The 19,530-nt window shown below is 69.1% G+C and carries 13 protein-coding genes; 3 read left to right on the top strand and 10 right to left on the bottom strand.

Going from position 1 to position 19,530, the window contains the following annotated elements; all coding sequences use genetic code 11:
- Window positions 1-12: 12 nt before the first annotated feature.
- From FMP39_RS25475 to FMP39_RS25435, 9 genes are all read right to left on the bottom strand, one after another.
- Window positions 13-1,149, bottom strand: a complete 1,137-nt coding sequence (locus FMP39_RS25475) for a two-component system response regulator (RefSeq protein ID WP_141592786.1) — start codon at window positions 1,147-1,149, stop codon at window positions 13-15.
- On the bottom strand, window positions 1,146-1,706 hold the full coding sequence (locus FMP39_RS25470; protein WP_141592785.1) for a chemotaxis protein CheB: 561 nt from the start codon (window positions 1,704-1,706) through the stop codon (window positions 1,146-1,148). Before FMP39_RS25470 ends, FMP39_RS25475 begins: the two co-directional genes overlap by 4 nt.
- Complete coding sequence (locus tag FMP39_RS25465; protein WP_141592784.1) at window positions 1,703-2,539, bottom strand: protein-glutamate O-methyltransferase CheR; 837 nt, start codon at window positions 2,537-2,539, stop codon at window positions 1,703-1,705. Before FMP39_RS25465 ends, FMP39_RS25470 begins: the two co-directional genes overlap by 4 nt.
- Window positions 2,536-8,991, bottom strand: a complete 6,456-nt coding sequence (locus tag FMP39_RS25460) for a HAMP domain-containing protein (protein WP_194858558.1) — start codon at window positions 8,989-8,991, stop codon at window positions 2,536-2,538. The genes FMP39_RS25465 and FMP39_RS25460 overlap by 4 nt, the downstream gene beginning before the upstream one ends.
- A 231-nt stretch (window positions 8,992-9,222) precedes the next feature.
- A complete protein-coding gene (locus FMP39_RS25455) occupies window positions 9,223-10,047 on the bottom strand; it encodes a hypothetical protein (RefSeq protein ID WP_141592783.1) in 825 nt (274 codons plus the stop codon).
- 5 nt (window positions 10,048-10,052) lie between these two features.
- A complete protein-coding gene (locus FMP39_RS25450; RefSeq protein ID WP_011550838.1) occupies window positions 10,053-10,418 on the bottom strand; it encodes a response regulator in 366 nt (121 codons plus the stop codon).
- Between the two features lie 28 nt (window positions 10,419-10,446).
- A complete protein-coding gene (locus tag FMP39_RS25445) occupies window positions 10,447-11,922 on the bottom strand; it encodes an ATPase domain-containing protein (protein WP_141592782.1) in 1,476 nt (491 codons plus the stop codon).
- A gap of 87 nt (window positions 11,923-12,009) precedes the next feature.
- Window positions 12,010-12,363: a DUF3703 domain-containing protein gene (locus tag FMP39_RS25440; RefSeq protein ID WP_228558326.1), complete on the bottom strand. Its 354-nt coding sequence runs from the start codon at window positions 12,361-12,363 to the stop codon at window positions 12,010-12,012.
- A gap of 64 nt (window positions 12,364-12,427) precedes the next feature.
- Window positions 12,428-13,240: an AraC family transcriptional regulator gene (locus tag FMP39_RS25435; protein WP_228558325.1), complete on the bottom strand. Its 813-nt coding sequence runs from the start codon at window positions 13,238-13,240 to the stop codon at window positions 12,428-12,430.
- Between the two features lie 221 nt (window positions 13,241-13,461).
- Here FMP39_RS25435 and FMP39_RS25430 point away from each other — a divergent pair, with 221 nt between their 5' ends.
- Window positions 13,462-15,003: a PAS domain-containing sensor histidine kinase gene (locus FMP39_RS25430; protein WP_141592780.1), complete on the top strand. Its 1,542-nt coding sequence runs from the start codon at window positions 13,462-13,464 to the stop codon at window positions 15,001-15,003.
- A gap of 6 nt (window positions 15,004-15,009) precedes the next feature.
- Here FMP39_RS25430 and FMP39_RS25425 read toward each other — a convergent pair whose 3' ends face one another.
- Window positions 15,010-17,133: an FUSC family protein gene (locus FMP39_RS25425; RefSeq protein ID WP_141592779.1), complete on the bottom strand. Its 2,124-nt coding sequence runs from the start codon at window positions 17,131-17,133 to the stop codon at window positions 15,010-15,012.
- A gap of 177 nt (window positions 17,134-17,310) precedes the next feature.
- On the opposite strand from FMP39_RS25425, the gene FMP39_RS25420 reads away from it, so the two are divergent.
- Window positions 17,311-18,654, top strand: coding sequence for a short-chain fatty acid transporter (locus FMP39_RS25420; protein WP_141592778.1), 1,344 nt, complete (start codon window positions 17,311-17,313; stop codon window positions 18,652-18,654).
- 82 nt (window positions 18,655-18,736) lie between these two features.
- On the top strand, window positions 18,737-19,237 hold the full coding sequence (locus tag FMP39_RS25415; RefSeq protein ID WP_141592777.1) for a hypothetical protein: 501 nt from the start codon (window positions 18,737-18,739) through the stop codon (window positions 19,235-19,237).
- Window positions 19,238-19,530 lie beyond the last annotated feature (293 nt).

Genomic DNA, 19,530 nt, shown 5'->3' with positions numbered 1-19,530 from the left:
GACCGGCGATGTTCAGCGCGCCGACCGAGGAGGATTGCCCGCCTGGCTGCTCTCCTCCGCTGGCAAGGAGCCCTCCTCGCGCTCCTGTCCGGGGCTCCCGGTGCTCAAGCCCGGAAGGTTCCGCAGCACCTCGATGAGCCGAGTGAGCGGGCCTGTGTCCTCCCCCTGTGCCTCCAGTGTAGCGATGTGCTCCGTCAGCGGCAGGGGGAGCCAGTCGTGGCGAGCGGCGGCTCGAAGCGCCGTGACGTCCAAGAGGCCCAGCACCATGGTCTCCGGGCGTCCATGCATGCGAGGCAGCCGCTCGCTGGAAGCGAGCACCGAACCGCGCTGGCCGCCCACGCTCCACTCCACGGGGAACGCCTGGAACACCTCACCACGCGCGGCGCGCATCAGCGGCAGGTCTTCATCCGCGAGCAGCCGGCCATCCGCGCCGCGGAAGCATGCGTCCGCATGCAGCGCGCGCGCCTCACGGTAGGCCAGGCAGCCCCCCGCCAGCCCTTGCGCCGCCCGGTTGGCCAGCAGGGTGTGGCCGCTTTCCGGCTCCACCAACGCCAGCGGCATGGGGAGCGCGGCGATTGCCGCCTCCAGCCAGCGCTGCTGGTTTCGGTTGGTTTCTGAACGAAGCCGCTCGGCCTCCACGCGCCGCTGCGCCTCCAACAATTCCCGCGCGTGCTCGCGCTGCTGGGCCTCGCGCAGCGCCTCCGCCTGCCGCCGCACCAGCTCCGTCTTGCGGTACAGCTCCACGAAGACGCTCACCTTGGAGCGCAGGATGGTCGGCTCGAAGGGCTTGAGCAGGAAGTCCACCGCGCCCATGGCATAGCCGCGCAGCTCCGGATGGGGCCCGCGCGACAGCCCGGTGAGGAAGATGAGGGGCGTGCCGCGGCTGCGCTCTCGTTCGCGGATGAGCTGGGCCGTCTCGAAGCCGTCCATGTCCGGCATGACGACGTCCAGGAGGATGACGGCGAAGTCCTGCGTCAGCAGGTGACGCAGCGCCTCGCGGCCGCTGCTCGCGGTGACCAGCCGCTGCCCCAAGGGCGCAAGCGTCGCCTCCAGCGCCAGCAGGTTCTCCGGCTGGTCATCCACCAGCAGCAGGCAGACGGGCTCCGCCGGAATCGCCGGCAGGCGCTCGCGCGTGGGCGCGCCGCTCAAGGCAGCACCTTGGAACGCGGCACATAGGCCAGCCGCGCGAGCCACCCTCCCACGGAACCCAACGTCAATTGCGCCATCTCTCCCTCCTCACCACCATCTCCGCCCGTCTGGAGCGGGCTCACCACGGCCACCCGGGCGCCTCTCGCATGGAGCACCTGCAAGCCCGCCCCCCCATCCTCGTGCCCCGCGAAGAGCAGCCCCGCGGCCCTGGGGCCATGGCTGTCCGCCGCAGATTCGAAGAGCGCGTCCAGGCCGGGCCGCTGCCCATGCTCGGGCGGCTCCACGGACAGGGACACGCAGCCCCGGTCCACCAGCAAGTGGTAGCCCGCGGGCGCCAGGTACACGGCGCCGGGCAGCAGCGGGTCCTTGTCGTCCGGCTCCACCACCGGCAGCGCGCAGCGGCGGCCCAGCGGCGCGGCCAGCGCGTCCAGAGGGCCCCGGTGCAGCGCCAACACCACCGGCACGGGCAGGTGCGGAGGCAACAGCGCCAGCACCGACTCCACGTCCGCCGCCGCGCTGCGCGGCGCCCCCACCACCAGCAGGCCCAAGGGATTCATGCCACCCTCCTGAAGATGCGACCGCAGTCCTCCAGCATCTCGTAGGCCCCCGCGTGCGGCGTGCGCGCCAGCGACTCCTTGCGCCCCAGGCACAAGAAGCCGAAGCGGGCGAGGCTCTCGAAGAGGAGGCCGTGGATGTGGTCGTGCAGTGCCCGGTTGAAGGTCAGCAACGTGTCCCGGCACACGATGACGTGGAACTCGTTGAACGAGCCATCCGTGGCCAGGTGGTGCTGGGTGAAGAAGATGCCGTCGCGCAGCCGGGGCTGGAGCAGCGCCCAGTTGCCGTCGCGCGTGTAGTAGTCGGAGAGCGCGCCCTTCCCTCCCGCCTCCAGGTAGCGCTGCGCGTCCTCCTGCGTGGGCAGCGGCAGCACGCCGGTGCGCGCGTCCGCCAGCAGCCCTTCACTCGCGTCGGACGCATACAGCCGGCACTTGCCCCACAGCCCTTCCTCGTGGAGGAGGATGGCCAGCGCGTATGTGTCCTCGCCGGTGCCACAGCCCGCGTGCCACACACGCACGGAGGGCCACGTGCGAAGCACCGGCACCACCCGGGTGCGGAAGTCGCGGAAGAAGGCGGCCTCCGCGAACAGGGCGGGCGGTGTGCAGGACAGCGTGCGCAGCAGCGCGTCCAGCGCCTCGGCGTCGTGCAGCACGCGGGCCTGGAGTGCGGAGAAGCTGTCCAGCCGCTCCTCGCGGAGGTGGTGCCGCAGCCGCCGCAAGAGCTGCGGCCGGGAGCGGTTGCGCAGGTCGAAGCCCCATTGCCGGGCCACGCCCTCCAGCAGCAGGTCCACCTCCAGCGCCTCCAGCTCCGCGCCGCGCGCGCCGGGCCCCGTCATCCGGAGACCTCCGTGCGTGAACCGCGCGGCGGCATGCCCCGCGGCGCGTGCAGCCACACGCGCAGCAGGCTGAGCAGCTTCTCGATGTCCACCGGCTTGGTGATGTAGTCGGACGCACCGGCCTCCAGGCACTTCTCCCGGTCCCCCTTCATGGCCTTGGCGGTGAGGGCCAGGATGGGCAGATGGACGAAGCGCTCCATGCGGCGGATGGCGCGCATGGCCTGGTAGCCGTCCATCTCCGGCATCATCACGTCCATCAGCACCAGCTCGATGTCGGCGTCCTTCTCCAGTTGGTCCAGGCCCTCGCGCGCGCTCTCCGCGAAGGCCACCTTCATGCCGTAGCGCTCCAGCACGGTGTTGAGGGCGAAGATGTTGCGCACGTCGTCGTCCACCACCAGCACCTTGCGGTTCACCAGCAAGGGGTCCTTCTCGCGCGCCTTCTCCAGCATGCGGCGCTTGGGCTCGGTCAGCTCCGAGGGTGAGCGGTGGAGGAACAGGCTCGTCTCCTCCAGCAGCCGCTCCGGGCTCTGCGCATCCTTCACCACAATGGCCTCGGCCACGCGCCGCAGCTCCGTCTCCTGGGCGCGCGTCAGCTCGCGGCCCGTGTAGACGATGAGCGGCGGCCCGCCCGCGCCGTGCGCCTCATGGATGCGGCGGATGAGCTCCGTGCCGGGCATGTCCGGCAGGCCCAGGTCCAGCACCATGCAGTCGAAGCGGCGCTCGGCCAGCGCGGCCAGGGCCTCCGCCGCGGTCCCCACCGCCACCGTCTGCACGTCATCACTGCCCAGGAGCTCCGTCAGCGTCTGGCGGTGGACGGGGTCGTCCTCCACCACGAGCAGTCCGCGGCCCTTGCGCTCCACGAAGCGCTTGAGGGACTCCAGCGCGGCCACCGCCGCCTCCGGGTCGGCCGCCGCGCGCAGGTGGCCAATGGCGCCCAGGTTGAGCGAGCGCTCGCGGTGGTCCTCCACCGACACCGTGTACACCGGCAGCGCGCGCGTGGACGCGTCGTGCTTCAGCCGGTCCAGCACCACCCAGCCCGCCATCTCCGGCAGGTCCAGGTCCACCGCCACGGCCGCTGGCCGCGTGTTGCGGACAGCGTCCAGCGCGTCCTCCACCTCGGTGGACACCAGCACCTTGAAGCCCGTGTCCTGCGCCGCGGCCCGAAGGCGCGCGGCATGGTCCGCCAGGTGCGTCACGGCCAGCAGCACCTTGTCTCCAGGCAGGATGGAGTTCCGGTCATCATCGATGTCCATCCGGCTCAGCGAAGACACCCGCGACTCGGAGACTGGCTCCGCGATGGGCACGGGGAGCACCGTGGTGGCCAGCGCGTGGTAGTCCCAGCGCGCGTGCTCCTCCTGCGGACGCTCCGCCATGAAGGCCAGCGGCAGGTAGAGGGTGAAGGCGCTGCCCCTGCCCACGTCGCTCTCCAGCCGGATTTCGCCGCCGAGCAGTCGCGCGATTTCACGGCTGATGGACAGGCCCAGGCCGGTGCCCCCGTACTTGCGGGCGGTGGAGCCATCCGCCTGCTGGAAGGCCTCGAAGATGATTTGATGCTTGTCCTTCGGGATGCCGATGCCCGTGTCCACCACGGTGAAGGCGACCACCGAGGGCGCGGAGGACAACATGGCGTGGTCCGGAGACCAGCCGCCCTTCGCCAGACCGATGTGCAGCGACACCGAGCCGGACTCGGTGAACTTGAAGGCGTTGGACAGCAGGTTCTTGAGCACCTGTTGCAGGCGCTTCGCGTCCGTCTCCAGCTCGCCGGGCAGCGAATCCCCCAGGCCGATGTGGAACTCCAACCCCTTCTTGTCCGCCACCTGCCGGAAGGTGCGGTCCACGAACTCGCGCAGGTCGCCGAAGCGCAGCGGCCCCACGTCCACGGCCATGGTGCCGGATTCAATCTTCGACAGGTCGAGGATGTCGTTGATGAGCTCCAGCAGGTCCGCGCCGGACGCGTGAATCGTCTTGGCGAACTCCACCTGCCGCGACGTGAGGTTGCCATCCACGTTGTCACTGAGCGTCTGGCTGAGGATGAGCAGCGAGTTGAGCGGCGTACGCAGCTCGTGGCTCATGTTGGCCAGGAACTCGGACTTGTACTTGGACGTGAGGCTGAGCTGTTCGGCCTTCTCCTCCAGGGCGAGCTTGGCCTGCTCCACCTCGCCATTCTTGCGCTCCACCTCCGTCTTCTGCTCGGAGAGCAGCTTCGCCTTCTCCTGGAGCTCCTCGTTGGTGCTGCGCAGCTCCTCCTGCTGACGCTTGAGCAGCTCCTCCGACTGCTGGAGCGAGGTGGCCTGCTGCTCCAGGCGCTTGTTCGTCTCCGTCAGCTCCTCCTGCTGCTTGCGGAGCTCGTCCGTCAGCGCCTGCGACTGCTTCAGCAGCGCCTCGGTGCGCATGTTGGCGGCAATCGTGTTGAGCACGATGCCGATGGACTCCGTGAGCTGCTCCAGGAAGCCCATGTGGACCTCACTGAAGGTGTGGAAGGAGGCCAGCTCGATGACGGCTTTGACTTCCCCTTCGAAGAGCACCGGCAGCACCACGATGTTGCGTGGCACCTCTTCGCCCAGGCCGGACGCGATGCGGATGTAGCTGTCCGGCACGTCCGACAGGAGGATGGGCTCCTTCTCCAGGGCGCACTGGCCCACCAGTCCCTCGCCGTACTTGAAGGTGTTCGCCAGTCCCTTGCGCTGGCGGTACGCGTAGGACGCCAGCAGCTTGAGCATCTGGTCGCCGCCGTCGGCGCGCTCGGAGATGTAGAAGACGCCGTGCTGGGCATCCACCAGCGGCGCCAGCTCCGACAGGATGACCTTGGACACCGTGAGCAAATCCCGCTGCCCCTGGAGGACGCGAGTGAACTTGGCCAGGTTCGTCTTGAGCCAGTCCTGCTCCGTGTTCTTCCGCGTGGTGTCCTTCAGGTTGCGGATCATCTCATTGATGTTGTCCTTCAGGGCGGCCACTTCGCCCTGCGCGGACACGGTGATGAACCGCGTGAGGTCACCCTTCGTCACGGCGGTGGCCACCTCGGCGATGGCGCGCACCTGCGTGGTGAGGTTGGCGGCCAGCTGGTTCACGTTGTCCGTGAGGTCGCGCCAGATGCCCGCCGTACCGGGCACACGGGCCTGACCGCCCAGCTTCCCTTCGATGCCCACCTCGCGGGCCACCGTCGTCACCTGGTCTGCGAACACCGCTAGGGTGTCAATCATGCCGTTGATGGTGTCCGCCAGCTCCGCGATTTCGCCCTTCGCGTCCACCACCAGCTTGCGCTTCAGGTCACCGTTGGCCACCGACGTCACGACCTTGGCGATGCCGCGCACCTGCGTGGTGAGGTTGGAGGCCATGGAGTTCACGTTGTCCGTGAGGTCCTTCCACGTGCCGGCCACGCCCTTCACCTCGGCCTGACCGCCCAGCTTGCCCTCCGTGCCCACTTCACGCGCCACGCGCGTCACTTCCGACGCGAACGAGTTGAGCTGGTCCACCATCGTGTTGATGGTGTTCTTCAGCTCCAGGATTTCGCCCTGCACGTCGACGGTGATTTTCTTCGACAGGTCGCCCTTGGCGACGGCCGTGGTGACTTCCGCGATGTTGCGCACCTGGGACGTCAGGTTCGACGCCATGGAGTTCACGTTGTCCGTGAGGTCCTTCCACGTGCCGGCCACGCCCTTCACCACGGCCTGGCCGCCCAGCTTGCCTTCGGTGCCCACCTCACGCGCCACACGCGTCACTTCCGAGGCGAACGAGTTGAGCTGGTCCACCATCGTGTTGATGGTGTTCTTCAGCTCCAGGATTTCGCCGCGCACGTCCACGGTGATCTTCTTGGAGAGGTCACCGTTGGCCACAGCCGTGGTGACTTCCGCGATGTTTCGCACCTGAGACGTCAGGTTCGACGCCATGGAGTTCACGTTGTCGGTGAGGTCCTTCCACGTGCCACCGACGCCGCGCACGATGGCCTGACCACCGAGCTTTCCTTCCGTACCCACTTCGCGCGCCACGCGCGTCACTTCCGAGGCGAAGGACGACAACTGGTCCACCATCGTGTTGATGGTGTTCTTCAGCTCCAGAATCTCGCCGCGCACGTCCACGGTGATCTTCTTGGAGAGGTCACCGCGCGCCACCGCCATCGTCACCTCGGCGATGTTTCGCACCTGGGACGTCAGGTTGGACGCCATGCTGTTCACGTTGTCGGTGAGGTCCTTCCACGTGCCACCGACGCCGCGCACGATGGCCTGACCACCGAGCTTTCCTTCTGTACCGACTTCCTTCGCAACGCGCGTCACTTCCGAGGCGAAGGACGACAACTGGTCCACCATCGTGTTGATGGTGTTCTTCAGCTCCAGCACCTCGCCCTTGGCGTCGACCGTGATTTTCTTCGACAGGTCGCCCTTGGCGACGGCCGTCGTCACCTCGGCGATGTTGCGCACCTGGGACGTCAGGTTGGAGGCCATGGAGTTCACGTTGTCGGTGAGGTCCTTCCACGTGCCACCGACACCGCGCACGACGGCCTGTCCGCCCAGCTTGCCCTCCGTACCCACCTCACGCGCCACGCGCGTCACTTCCGAGGCGAACGAGTTGAGCTGGTCCACCATCGTGTTGATGGTGTTCTTCAGCTCCAGGATTTCGCCCTGCACGTCGACGGTGATTTTCTTCGACAGGTCGCCGTTCGCCACGGCCGTCGTCACCTCGGCGATGTTTCGCACCTGCGACGTGAGGTTGGACGCCATGCTGTTCACGTTGTCCGTGAGGTCCTTCCACACGCCGGCCACGCCCTTCACATCGGCCTGACCGCCCAGCTTGCCGTCGGTGCCCACCTCGCGCGCCACACGCGTCACTTCCGACGCGAACGAGTTGAGCTGGTCCACCATCGTGTTGATGGTGTTCTTCAGCTCCAGCACCTCGCCCTTGGCATCGACCGTAATCTTCTTGGACAGGTCGCCCTTGGCGACGGCCGTCGTCACCTCGGCGATGTTGCGCACCTGGGACGTGAGGTTGGACGCCATGGAGTTCACGTTGTCCGTGAGGTCCTTCCACGTGCCGCCCACGCCCTTCACCACGGCCTGACCGCCCAACTTGCCTTCGGTGCCCACCTCGCGGGCCACGCGCGTCACTTCCGAGGCGAACGACGACAACTGGTCCACCATCGTGTTGATGGTGTTCTTCAGCTCCAGAATTTCGCCGCGCACATCGACGGTGATTTTCTTCGACAGGTCACCGTTGGCCACGGCGGTGGTGACATCCGCGATGTTTCGCACCTGCGACGTGAGGTTGGAGGCCATGGAGTTCACGTTGTCCGTGAGGTCCTTCCACGTGCCGGCCACGCCCTTCACTTCGGCCTGACCACCCAGCTTGCCCTCCGTGCCCACCTCACGGGCCACGCGCGTCACTTCCGACGCGAACGAGTTGAGCTGGTCCACCATCGTGTTGATGGTGTTCTTCAGCTCCAACACCTCGCCCTTGGCATCAACCGTAATCTTCTTGGACAGGTCGCCCTTGGCGACGGCCGTCGTCACCTCGGCGATGTTTCGCACCTGGGACGTCAGGTTGGAGGCCATGGAGTTCACGTTGTCCGTGAGGTCCTTCCACGTGCCGGCCACGCCCTTCACTTCGGCCTGACCACCCAGCTTGCCCTCGGTGCCCACCTCGCGGGCCACGCGCGTCACTTCCGAAGCGAAGGACGACAGCTGGTCCACCATCGTGTTGATGGTGTTCTTCAGCTCCAGGATTTCGCCGCGCACATCGACGGTGATTTTCTTGGAGAGGTCGCCCTTGGCGACGGCCGTCGTCACCTCGGCGATGCTGCGCACCTGCGCGGTGAGGTTGGAGGCCATGGAGTTCACGTTGTCCGTGAGGTCCTTCCACGTGCCGGCCACGCCCTTCACCTTGGCCTGACCGCCCAGCTTTCCGTCGGTGCCCACCTCGCGGGCCACGCGCGTCACCTCGGAAGCGAAGGCGCCGAGCTGCTCCACCATCCCGTTCACCAGCCGGGCGGTGCGAAGGAACTCGCCTCGGAGGGGACGTCCATCCACTTCCAGGGCCATGGTCTGCGACAGGTCACCCTTGGCCACGGCGCCGATGACGCGGCCCATCTCCGTCGTCGGTTGCACCAAGTCGGCCACCAGTGTGTTCACCGACTCGACGCAGTCGCCCCACGAGCCCAGCGCGCCCACCACGTTGCCGCGCTGGGTGATGCGGCCTTCCTTGCCCACCACGTTGCCGATGCGCTCGAACTCACGGGCCATGCGCTCGCTGAGTTCGATGATTTCGTTCAGCGTGTCCGCCACCTTGCCGGCGCTGCCCACCTTGTCCACCGGCATGCGCACGGAGAAGTCGCCCTTGCGGACGGCGGTGAGGACCCGCAGCAACTGGCGCGAGTCGAGCGACTGCGAATCATCCTCCCGGATTCGCGATGGAGGGGGAGCCGCGACAACTGCACGGCGGGAGGAAACCTTCTTCGTGGCCATATGAGTTCCTGGTCGGTCCCGGGACGGCGAAGCACGGGCTGCCGTCCTGCGGGAATCTCGCAGCTGGAGCGTGTTTTCTCGCGCTTTCGCATACTTGGACCAGTCCCCCCGGGACGCCCGGCTGGCCATCAGGCGACATTCCAGGAGGACTTCGTCCGGCAGCCAACACTGGCTCGGACGCGGCGCTACTCGGTGTGAAAGCCGGTGCGCTCGCTGACGGAGCAGGCGGGCTCAGTGCCGGACGCGGGGCGCGGGCGCGCGGACGCGCACCTGCATCTGCTCGTCTCCGGCCACGACGCTGCTGAGCACCTCGCGCTGCTCCGGTGACAGCCGGGCCACCGCGCGCAACGACGCCACCAGCACCAGGGACTCCAGCGGAGACGGCACGCTGATGCCGTCCGGCCCCGTCTTCAGGGGCAGCGGCAGGCGCGGCGCGCGCCCCGCGGCGGTGAGCGCATCCACGGCATACGAAGGGGACGTGTCCAGCGTGACGGCAATCGCGGGCAGGCTGGTGGCGGCGTCACCCTGGCCACGCGCCTGCATCTCCATCAGCATCTGCAGCGCGCCCGGCTTGAAGTACAGCGCCAGCCCCGCGCGCCCGTCCCCCATGTGGAAGACGCACCCCTCGAAGGTGTGGTTCATCGGCCCGGTGACGGCCACCTCGAAGGGCTGGCTGTCATCCCAATGCGTCCAGGGCCGCGCATCCCAGTACTCCGTCGACGCCTGCACGAAGAGCAGCGCCTTGTCCGAGCCAAGCCCGGACAAGCCTCGCTGCCCCCACGCCACGAAGGTCGCGATGGCCGCGCAGGAAGACAGCGCTTGCGGTGAAGGCTCCGCCACGGCGAGCCCCAGCTCCGCGCCCGCGGCGGCCAGCGCCGGCACGCAGCGCACCTCCGCCGCGTCCACCCCTTCCAGCAGGGCCCGCAGCCCCGCTCCGTCGTCCGATTCGAAGACGGGCGCGGCGGGCTCTCCGGCGTCGGAGATACGCAGATACACCTGGACCTGCGTGTTGCCCTGACTGAGTGGCACGGGGCCCAGCTTGAGCAGGTAGAACATGGGGCTCAGCCTTGCTTTCCGTCGAGGGCCTTGCGGACCTGTCGCATCAGCGCGTGGATGTCGAAGGGCTTCTGGAGGAACGGCATGCCAGGATACCGATGCCGCAGCGCGGACACGTCCACTGCGCTCATCCCCATGAGTGACACATCCTTGTAGGCCGGCTCAGCCCGGATGCGCTCGATGAGTGCCGGTCCGTCCAGGACGGGCATCATCCAGTCAGTGAGGACCAGGTCCGGCCGGAGCTCCGCCATCCGCTCCAGCGCCTCACGGCCGTGAGAGGCCGTCAGAACGCGGTAGCCCTCCTCTCGAAGGAGGTCCGCCAGGGCTTCCAGGATGCCCTGCTCGTCATCCACCACCAGGACTGTCTCCATACGGGTGGTACTACTCCTCGAGGTTCGTTCAGAAATGGCCAGTGCCCGGGTGCCGGGCAAGTCCCGTGAGCAGGGTATCCACAGCGACACTGAAGGGGGGCAGCACCTCGATTCCCTGGGGGGTGATGACGAACTCCCTCAGGGTGGGGTCATAGTGGGTGTCACGCATCTTGAAGATGCTCAGCAGCCTGCGCAGGCGGCCTTCGAGCTCGACATGTCTCAAGAAAAAGAGGTTCTCCGCCACAGCGGAAGGACCGACCTCCATCGGGACGTCCAGCACCGGACCGAAGAGCCGCGGTGTCTCCATGCCGAAGAGAGTGGTGGTCCCCGTGCAACGCAGCTCCTGGGTGAGGGCCGCGAAGAACGAATTGATGCGCGCGGGCTCGGGCGAGGACTGTTGCATGGCGCTGAGCCCGTCTACGAACACGCGCTTCACGTTGCGCCGCCGCACGTCCGACAAGAGCTGGTCCGCCAGCACGTCGAGAATGCATTCGGAAGGCGGCTGCCAGATGAGGTTGAGCCGTCCATCCGCCATGGCGCCGCCCAGGTCGATGCCCGCGGATGCCACCTTGCCCAACAGCCGGTTGGGCGGCTCGTAGAAGCCCATGTACAGGCAGTGCTCGCCCTGCTTCAGGCCCTCCGCCAGAAAGCTGCTGCCCAGCAGCGTCTTGCCCGCGCCAGGCGGACCGAGCAGCAGGGAGGTGGACCCCGCCGCCAGCCCCTCCGGGAAGAGCGCGTCCAGGGACGGAACGCCGAAGTGGAGGCGATGGGCGCCCGGGTCCGGCGGCGGCGTGCGCTGCACCCGCGACTCCAACCGGGGGAAGACCTCCAACCCGTCGCTGGTGATGCGGAAGGCGTGGACGCCGTGCAGCGTGGGGCTCCCCCGGAACTTGCGCACTTGCAGCTCGCGCCAGGAGCGCACGCCCTGGGTGCGCTCGCGCAGCTCCAGGATGCCATCCACCATGGTGTATTCCGGATGGACGGCGGGGCCGTTGGCGCTGGTGAGCAGCAGCGCCGTGAAGCGCGTCAGCCCGGCGGCGACCTGGAGCTCGTGGATGAACTTCTTGAAGTCGCGGCTGCTGCCGGCCGCCTCCTGCGCCTGCACCAGGCCATCCAGCACCAGGATGCTGGCGTTGTGGTTGCGCACCTCGCGCCGCAAGAGCTCCAGCAACCCCGGCAGCCCGTGCTCCTCCAGCGTGCGGAAGCCGCTGACGTAGTAGACGCCCTCGGGCAGCAGCGCCGAGTCGAAGAAGGCCATGTCCCGCATGTTGGCCAGCATGCGAGCGTGGGACTCCGCCAGCAGCGTGACATACAGGCACCGCGCGCCGGCGCGCCCCTGGTGGTAGCAGAGCTGGTTGGCGAAGAGGGTCTTCCCCGCGCCCGGCTCCCCCACGAAGATGTAGACACCCGACGACACGAGACCGCCGCCCAGCACGGCGTCAAGCCCAGGCACGCCAGTCGATACGCGTGCGTCCTGCCGCGCCGGTTGCTCGGAAGAGGACATGATGTCCATTCCATACCGTAATTCGCCCCAGCGCGCGCCTCGGAATGTGAGAAGAGAACCGCGCGAGCCGTGAACAGCGAAAGGGCCTCAGCGGTCGGCGTCCAGCAGGGCGCGCAGGTCGTCGGGAATGGGCATGGGCGTGAGGATGCCCACGTTCGCGCCGCCGGTGTTTCCCAGTGGTGCCCGCCCGAGCCATGAGCCTGGCGCGGCGACCAACAGCCGCACCACCTGCCCCACCCACTCCGCGGCGTTCCGCCGGCGCCACCCGAACCCCAGCATGCGCCAGTGCACCCGCACGTGAGGGCCCGCGTGGGCCTGGCTGAGGACGTGGGCCCGCTCGAGGTGCCGCCAGGCACGCACATGCTCCGCACGCGACTCCGCTGCATGGGCCTCGCGCAGCTCCGCTTCGAAAGCGGCGCGCAGCTTCGCCTTCATCGACATGGTTTCTCCCCGGTCATGTCGCCACCTTCGCGCCACGAAGCTCCCGCCGGCTTGTAAGAACGCGCTATCGCGAGGGCGGGCGCACCCACTCCACCACCCCGGCAATCTCCGAGGGCTTGAGGCCGAAGGTGCGGCGGAAGGCGTGGTTCAGGTGCGCGCTGTCGGTGAAGCCCGCGGCGTGCGCGGCCTCGGTGAGGGACGCGCCTTGTTGCAGGTGCTCGGCGGCCCGGTGCAGGCGCAGCCAGAGGATGTAGGGCCGCAAGGGGAAGCCCACCTGCGCGCTGAACAGATGCGACAGCCGGCCCACCGACAAGCCCACGCGCGGAGCGAGCGTGGCCAGACGCACGTCTTCCTCCAGCGACTCTGGCAGCAGCCGCAGCAGCTTCTTCACCGCGGGGTGGGTGGGCTTCGCGACGCCCGCTTCGGCTTGGAGCTCACGCAGCAGGAGCTGCGTCTGCGCCTCGGCCTCCGCCCAGCGCACCGGCAACCGGTCGATGCCACAGGCCCTCAAACGCTCGCCCGCTGCGCCCCACGCGGCCGCGTCCGCGCCAATGCCCAGCGTCGCCAGCCGGCGGCCCACCAGGTCCTCCGCGGGGACGTGGAGCAGCACCGTGGCCAGGGCGCCTTCAACGATGGCGTGCTCGGCGTCCGGAGGAACGACGGCCGCCTGACATTCGACCTCCTGCTGACGGGCGTCGCGCAGACGCACCGGCGCGTCCAGGGACAGCAGGACCTGAAAGGTGGGGTGGGCGTGCGGGTCCGTTGGAGCGAGCGGCCCCACGTACATCAAGCGCCGGGGGCCGAAGAAGACGCGCCCCAGCCACCGGTCCTCACGGAAAGACGGCACACGGGCGCGGGCGGGGCGAGGAGGCGTCATGGGGCGGGCTCGGTGCGCCATCCTCGCATGTCTCCGCCTGCGCATTCCCCGCGAGGAAGCAAGGCCCTGCCCCGGGGCGCCCCGGCCTGCCCGGTTCCGGAGATTCGGCGGACGATGCACCCCTGGCCGTAAGGGGCCGGTGGCGCCCGGCTTCCCGGGTGTATTGATTGAAGAAGGTCCGAGACACGGGAGAGCCCCCGCTCCAGGGGAGGGAGCGCGCCATGGAGGAGAGGGAGCCGGGCCTCGACGCAGCCGGGGACATCAGCCCGCCTGCCCGGGGTGGACATGACGCGCTGGTCGACAATGTCGACGGCATCGTCTGGGAGGCAGACCCCTGCGTCCGCTTCATCTTCGTGAGCAAGCAGGCGGAGCGGCTGCTCGGCTATCCGGTGGAGCAGTGGCTCACGGAGCCTCACTTCTGGATAGAGCACCTGCATCCAGACGACCGGGACTGGGCCTCCACCTACTGCCACTCCGCGGTGGAGCAGTGCCTTCCCCACGAATTCGAATACCGGATGCTGGCCGCGGACGGCCGCGTCGTCTGGCTGCGTGACATCGTCACCGTGCTGTCCAAGAACGGCCGCGCTCACCGGCTTCAAGGCGTCATGGTGGACGTCACCGAGCAGCATCAGGCCCAGGAGCGGCTGGAGCAGACGGTGTCCCTGCTGGAGGCCACGCTCGACTCGACGGCGGACGGACTGCTGGTGGTCGACCGGGACGGACACATCACCGCTTGCAACCGCCAGTTCGAGCAGCTCTGGGGGCTGTCGGGACTGGCGGCCTGTACGCACGACGCGACGCTGCTCGCGGCCGTGCGCGAGAAGTTGAAGACCCCGGACGCCTTCTTCTCGCGGGTCCAGTCCCTGTACGAGGAGCCAGGCCGGGAGAGCTTCGACATCATCGAGCTGCGCGACGGCCGCATCCTGGAGCGCTACTCCCTGCCCCAGCGGCGGCGCGGGCTCATCACCGGCCGCGTCTGGAGCTTCCGCGACATCACCGAGCGCGTGCACGCACAGCGCACGCAGGAGCGGCTGCTGGCCGAGGCGCACGAGGCCATTCGCGTGCGCGACGACTTCCTCTCCATCGCCGCCCACGAGCTCAAGACGCCCCTGACGCCGCTGCGCCTCCACCTGGAGCTGCTGAAGCGGACGCTGGCGGCCAGGGAGCCCATCGCGCCCGAGCGCGTGGACAAGGCCATGGCGCAAGTGGACCGCCTGTCCGCGCTGGTCAATGATTTGGTGGATGCCACCAACGTGGAGGCAGGCCGGCTGAAGCTGCATCGCAAGCCCGTGTCGCTCCTGGAGGTGGCGAACGAGGCGTGCTCGGAGTTCCGCGGCATCAGCGCGGAGCATGCCTTCATGTGCGAGTTCCCCCAGGAGGACCTCCTGGTCATGGGCGACCGGGGCCGGCTGTCGCAGGTGCTGGCCAACCTCCTGGAGAACGCCGTCAAATACAGCCCGCTGGGCGGCACCGTGCGCGTCTCCCTGTCTCACGTGGACGGCAACGCCGTGCTCAGCGTGGCGGACGGTGGCATCGGCATCTCCCGGGAGGAGCAGGCGCACCTCTTCGGCCGCTTCTTCCGCGCGAGCAACGCGCCCGTATCCGGCTTCGGGGGCCTGGGCCTGGGGCTCTACATCTGCCGGGACATCATCGAACGGCACGGCGGTCACATCTGGGTGGACAGCGAGCTGGGCCGAGGCTCCACGTTCCATGTCTCGCTGCCCCTGCTGGCCGCGACGGCGCAACGGGAGGCCCGGCCCTGACGCGGCTCACCGCAGGACCGAGCCACTGCTGAGCCGCGACACGGCGCCGTGCAACATGCCCAGCTGGCGGGGCACCCGTTCGAGCAACGCGCCGAAGACGGGGTCATCCGTCTTGCACGACACCTTCAACGGCGGCAGGGGCGGCGGCACGCGCCGGTCCCTGAGCGCGTCCGCGAGCTCATCGAGCGCGCGCCCCGCCTGGTGCGCCAACTGCTTCAACTGGTCGGGAACCTCCGCCTCCGGCCGCTCCATGCCCAGGGCCGTCACCACGGTGGCGAAGCGGCGCGCATAGGTGATGACGGCCATGCCTGACTCGAGCTGCTGGGGCGGGCCGTGGTACTCGGCGGTGAGCCGCTCGAAGGAGGCCTCCGCGTCCAGCAGCGCCAGACTGAAGGTGCGCCGCGCGGCGCCCACCTCGGGCCGGGTGCCGCTGCGCCGGGAGATGACCTCGCGCAGGTATTCACCATCCGCGCGTAACGCGGTCGCCGCGGCTTCCGGGAAGCGGCGGCGCTCCGGCATGGGCCACAGCAGCCACGCGCCCGTCAGCGCCAGCGCGCAGGCCACCAGCACGCCCAGCGCGCGCTGGCCGGCGAGGCTCCAGTCCCCCGAGCCCAACGTGGCCAGCAGCAGGTAGTCCGGCGTGAGCAGGACCTGGAAGGCACCGAAGTTGATGGGCAGGAGGGACACCGACACCGCCGTGAGCAGGACGATGACGGCGAGCAGCGCGGAGGGAGAATGCACGCGCGTGGCAATCACCGCCGCCAGACATGCGCCCAGCAGCGTCCCGCCGACGCGCTGGAGCGCGCGCTCCTCGGTGATGGCCGAATACGGTTGGAGGATGGCGATGACGGTGAGGCTCACCCAGTGGGCGTCGCGGATGCCCAGCGCCCGCGTCACCACCAGCGCCGCCGTCGCCACCAGCCCCACGCGCAGCGCGTGCCGGAAGACGAGCGAGTCGGAGCGGAGGTGGTCGCGAAGCGGGGCCAGCCACGAGCGCGCGTGCCGCGGCTCCTGGCCCACCACGCTCCGCCCCCGGTCGGACACCGGGTCGCCATGGAGCAGGCCCGCGGCCGTCTCGTGCGCCACTCCTGCCAACTCCCGAAGCTTCCCGAAGAGCGCCTCCACATGGAGGGACAGCGGGTCCTCGCGGTTCCGGATGTCTGGAGCGGGCCGGTAGCGCCGCCTGCGCGAGCGAGGCACCAGCCGGGGCGCGCGCGGGACGCCTTCATTTCGCTCGCGCACCAGCACCTGCTCCACCCAGCTCGCCATGGCCGCGTAGGCGTCACACAGCGAGTCCACGCGCGCGCGCAGCGGCAGGAAGCGGGGCTCGCGCACGGCCGCCTCCATGGCCTCGGCCAGGGCGATGAGCTGGGAGGACATCGGCTCGCACGTCTCGAGCAACACGAGCAGGTGCTCGCCGCGCCGGGACCTGCCCAGGTGGGTGCCGCGCATGGCCCCCAGCGTGGCGCGCGCCTGCTCCATGAGGGGCCGCACGCTCATGTGCCGCTCCGCGGCCTCCACCCACTCCTGGGAGCTGGCGCCCTCGCGCGACAGGCGCCCCAAATCCCAGCACGCCTCCGCCAGCTCCCCGTACACGCGCGCGATGGCCCTCCGCGCCGGGCGGTAGGGCCGCAAGGGCCACAGCACCAGGGACAGCGTCATGGCCCACAGGCCGCCGAAGAGCAGCCAGAAGGCACGGGCCAGCGCGGCATCCATCCCCACCGCGGGCGCGCCCAGCGATACGACGAAGATGACCGCGAGCTGCCCGCCGACAGAGCCCGCCGTCTCTCCGTAGCTCCGCGCGAAGGCCGCCGCCGTCACCCCCAGCCACATCAGGGATACGTCCAGCCACGGCATGGACCCACCCGGCGCGCCCAGCGCGCCCACCAGGGCCCCCAGCAGCGTCACCGCGCCCAGCTCCTTCGCACGCGTCCGGTACGAGCCGCCCTTGTCGGCCAATGACACCAGGAGACCGGTCAAGCCCCCCCAGCCCGCGTCCTTCACACCCAGCAGGAACGCGAGGACCAGGGGGACGGAGGTGGCCAGCGCGGTCCGCAAGCCCGCGCCAATGGCGGGCTTTCCTGGCCGGACGCGGAGGACGGAGCGCAGGTGTCTCAGCAGTCGGCGCATCCTGGAGCGTTGACACCGTGCGGCGCGGAAGGAACCTCCGCCCTCCCTCTCCGGGCACCCCTGCGGCCAGGGGAGCCTGCGTGCCCGGGCTCGTGCGGACAGGGCCCGCGACGGGATTGCGCCGCCGGCGCGCCGCACATGCCGTAACGTGCCGGCCCTGCCAAGGAGCGACACCTCGTGGAGACCCTTGTCCGAATCGCGGAGAGCCTCGGCCACTTCTCTTCGCGCTTCGTCCCCAGCGCGTTCGCCATCGCCGTCCTGCTCACGCTGCTCACCATGGCGCTGGCCACCGGCTGGGCCGGCGCCGCGCCGCCCGCCGTGCTGGACGCCTGGGGCGGCGGTTTCTGGGAGCTGCTCGGCTTCTCCATGCAGATGGCGCTGGTGATGTTCACCGGCTACCTGCTGGCCCTCACCGGCCCCGTGCGCGCCTTGCTGGAGCGCGCGGCGCGGGTGCCACGCACGCCCCGGGGCGCGGCGGCGTGGATGGCCTTCGTCTCCATGGCCCTGGCCTACGTCAACTGGGGGCTGTCCCTGGTGGCCAGCGCCATGCTCGTGCGCTTCATGGTGAAGCGCCGGCCGGACGTGGACTACCGGCTGCTGGTGGCGTGCGCGTACTTCGGCCTGGGCGCCACCTGGCACTCGGGCCTGTCCGCCTCCGCGCCGCTGCTGGTGGCCACGCCGGGCCACTTCCTGGAGAAGAGCCTGGGCGTGCTGCCCATCGACAGGACGCTCTTCTCGCCCTTCAACATCGGCCTCACGCTGGCCGTGGTGGCGGGGCTGACGCTGCTGGCGTGGGTGCTGCATCCGAAGCCGGAGAACACCGTCCGCGTGGACCCGGCGGTGCTGGAGTCCCTGGGTGACTTCACCCCGCCCCCGCGCTCCGCCGAGCGCAGCTTCGCCTCGTGGCTGGACCACTCGCGGCTGCTCAACACCGTCATCGGCATCCTGGGGCTCGTGTGGCTGGCGCGGCACCTGTGGATGAATGGCGGCTGGCGCGCGCTCAACCTCAACGTGGTGAACTTCACCTTCCTGGTGCTGGCGGTGCTGCTGCACGGCACCCCCGCGCGGCTGCTCAAGGCCAGCGAGGAGGCCGGCACCGTGCTGCACGGCATCGTCCTCCAGTTCCCGCTGTACGCGGGCATCTACGGCATCTTCAAGGCCACCGGCCTGACGGAGCGCATCGGCGAGCTGTTCGTGTCGCTGTCCACGCGCGAGACGTTCCCCGCCATCGTCTACCTGTACAGCGGCGTGGTGAACTACTTCGTCCCCTCCGGCGGCTCGAAGTGGGCCATTGAAGCGCCCTACCTCCTGGACGCCGCGACGCGGCTGGGCGTGGCGCCAGAGAAGGTGGTGCTGGCGTATGCGTGGGGCGACATGGCCACCGACCTCATCCAACCCTTCTGGGCGCTGCCGCTGCTGGCCGTGGCGCGCTTGGAGTTCAAAGAGCTCCTGGGATTCCTGCTGGTGGCCTTCCTCGTGTACCTGCCGCTGGTGACGCTGGCCTTCTTCCTCTTCGGCTGAGCGGCGACGCGGGCTGTGGTAGACCCAGCATGGCAAGGCGGGCCTGGGGGCCTGTCACATCACGAGAACGAGGGGACTTGAGATGGCGAAGATGCTGACACGGGGCCTGCTGTGCGCGGTGCTGGGAATGTCGCCGGTGGCCATGGCGCAGGACGCGGAGCCCGCCGCCGCACAGGTGAAGGCGCCGGACGCGAACGCGGTGCGTGACACCTGGAACTACTTCTACAAGGGCCAGGGCCAGGGCCCCGTGCTGGTGGAGGCCAAGGTCTGCACCGAGGTCGCCAAGGAAGGCCCCAACAAGTACGAGTGCACCGCGGAAGTCGGCCCGGAAGGCATCAAGGCCGGCACCAGCGTGATGCTGTGGCAGGCCTACCTGGTGCCGCAGGGCGACTCCGTCGAGGACATCATGGTGCAGTCGAAGCAGGGCACCGTCGTCCGTGAGACGAAGGACGTGAAGATCAAGGGCGAGGGCTGGCGCGCGCGGCAGTGGACGGGCCTGCGGCTGAACAAGCCTGGTGCCTGGACGGTGTCGGTGCTGCGCGGGGACCAGGTGTTGAAGGAGATTCAGGTCAAGGTGCTCTGATTCGCCCCTGAAGCAGGTGGAAGCACCTCAGCGCCCGCCAGCGGCCCTCAGGCCACCTGGCGGGCGTTTGCGTTGGTGCACCCGGCACACACCTGCCCCAAGGCCGGGCAGTCCGTCGTTTTTCCCCTGACGTTCCCTGTCGGACAGGGAGTTTTTTCAGCGCACCCGACACCCGCCTCTGCCCCGAGGGCAATGTTCCGTCCGTCTCCAGAGGGGAGCCGCCCCGCCACGGCGTCTGGCAATGCCCTTGCACAAGAGGTTCTCCGGTTGAGGGGCAGGGGGTTGTCGGGGCT

Source organism: Myxococcus sp. AB056, from assembly GCF_006547365.1.
Taxonomy (GTDB): domain Bacteria; phylum Myxococcota; class Myxococcia; order Myxococcales; family Myxococcaceae; genus Myxococcus; species Myxococcus virescens.
Note: the sequence above shows the minus strand (reverse complement) of the source record. Positions and strands in the feature narration are given on the sequence as shown.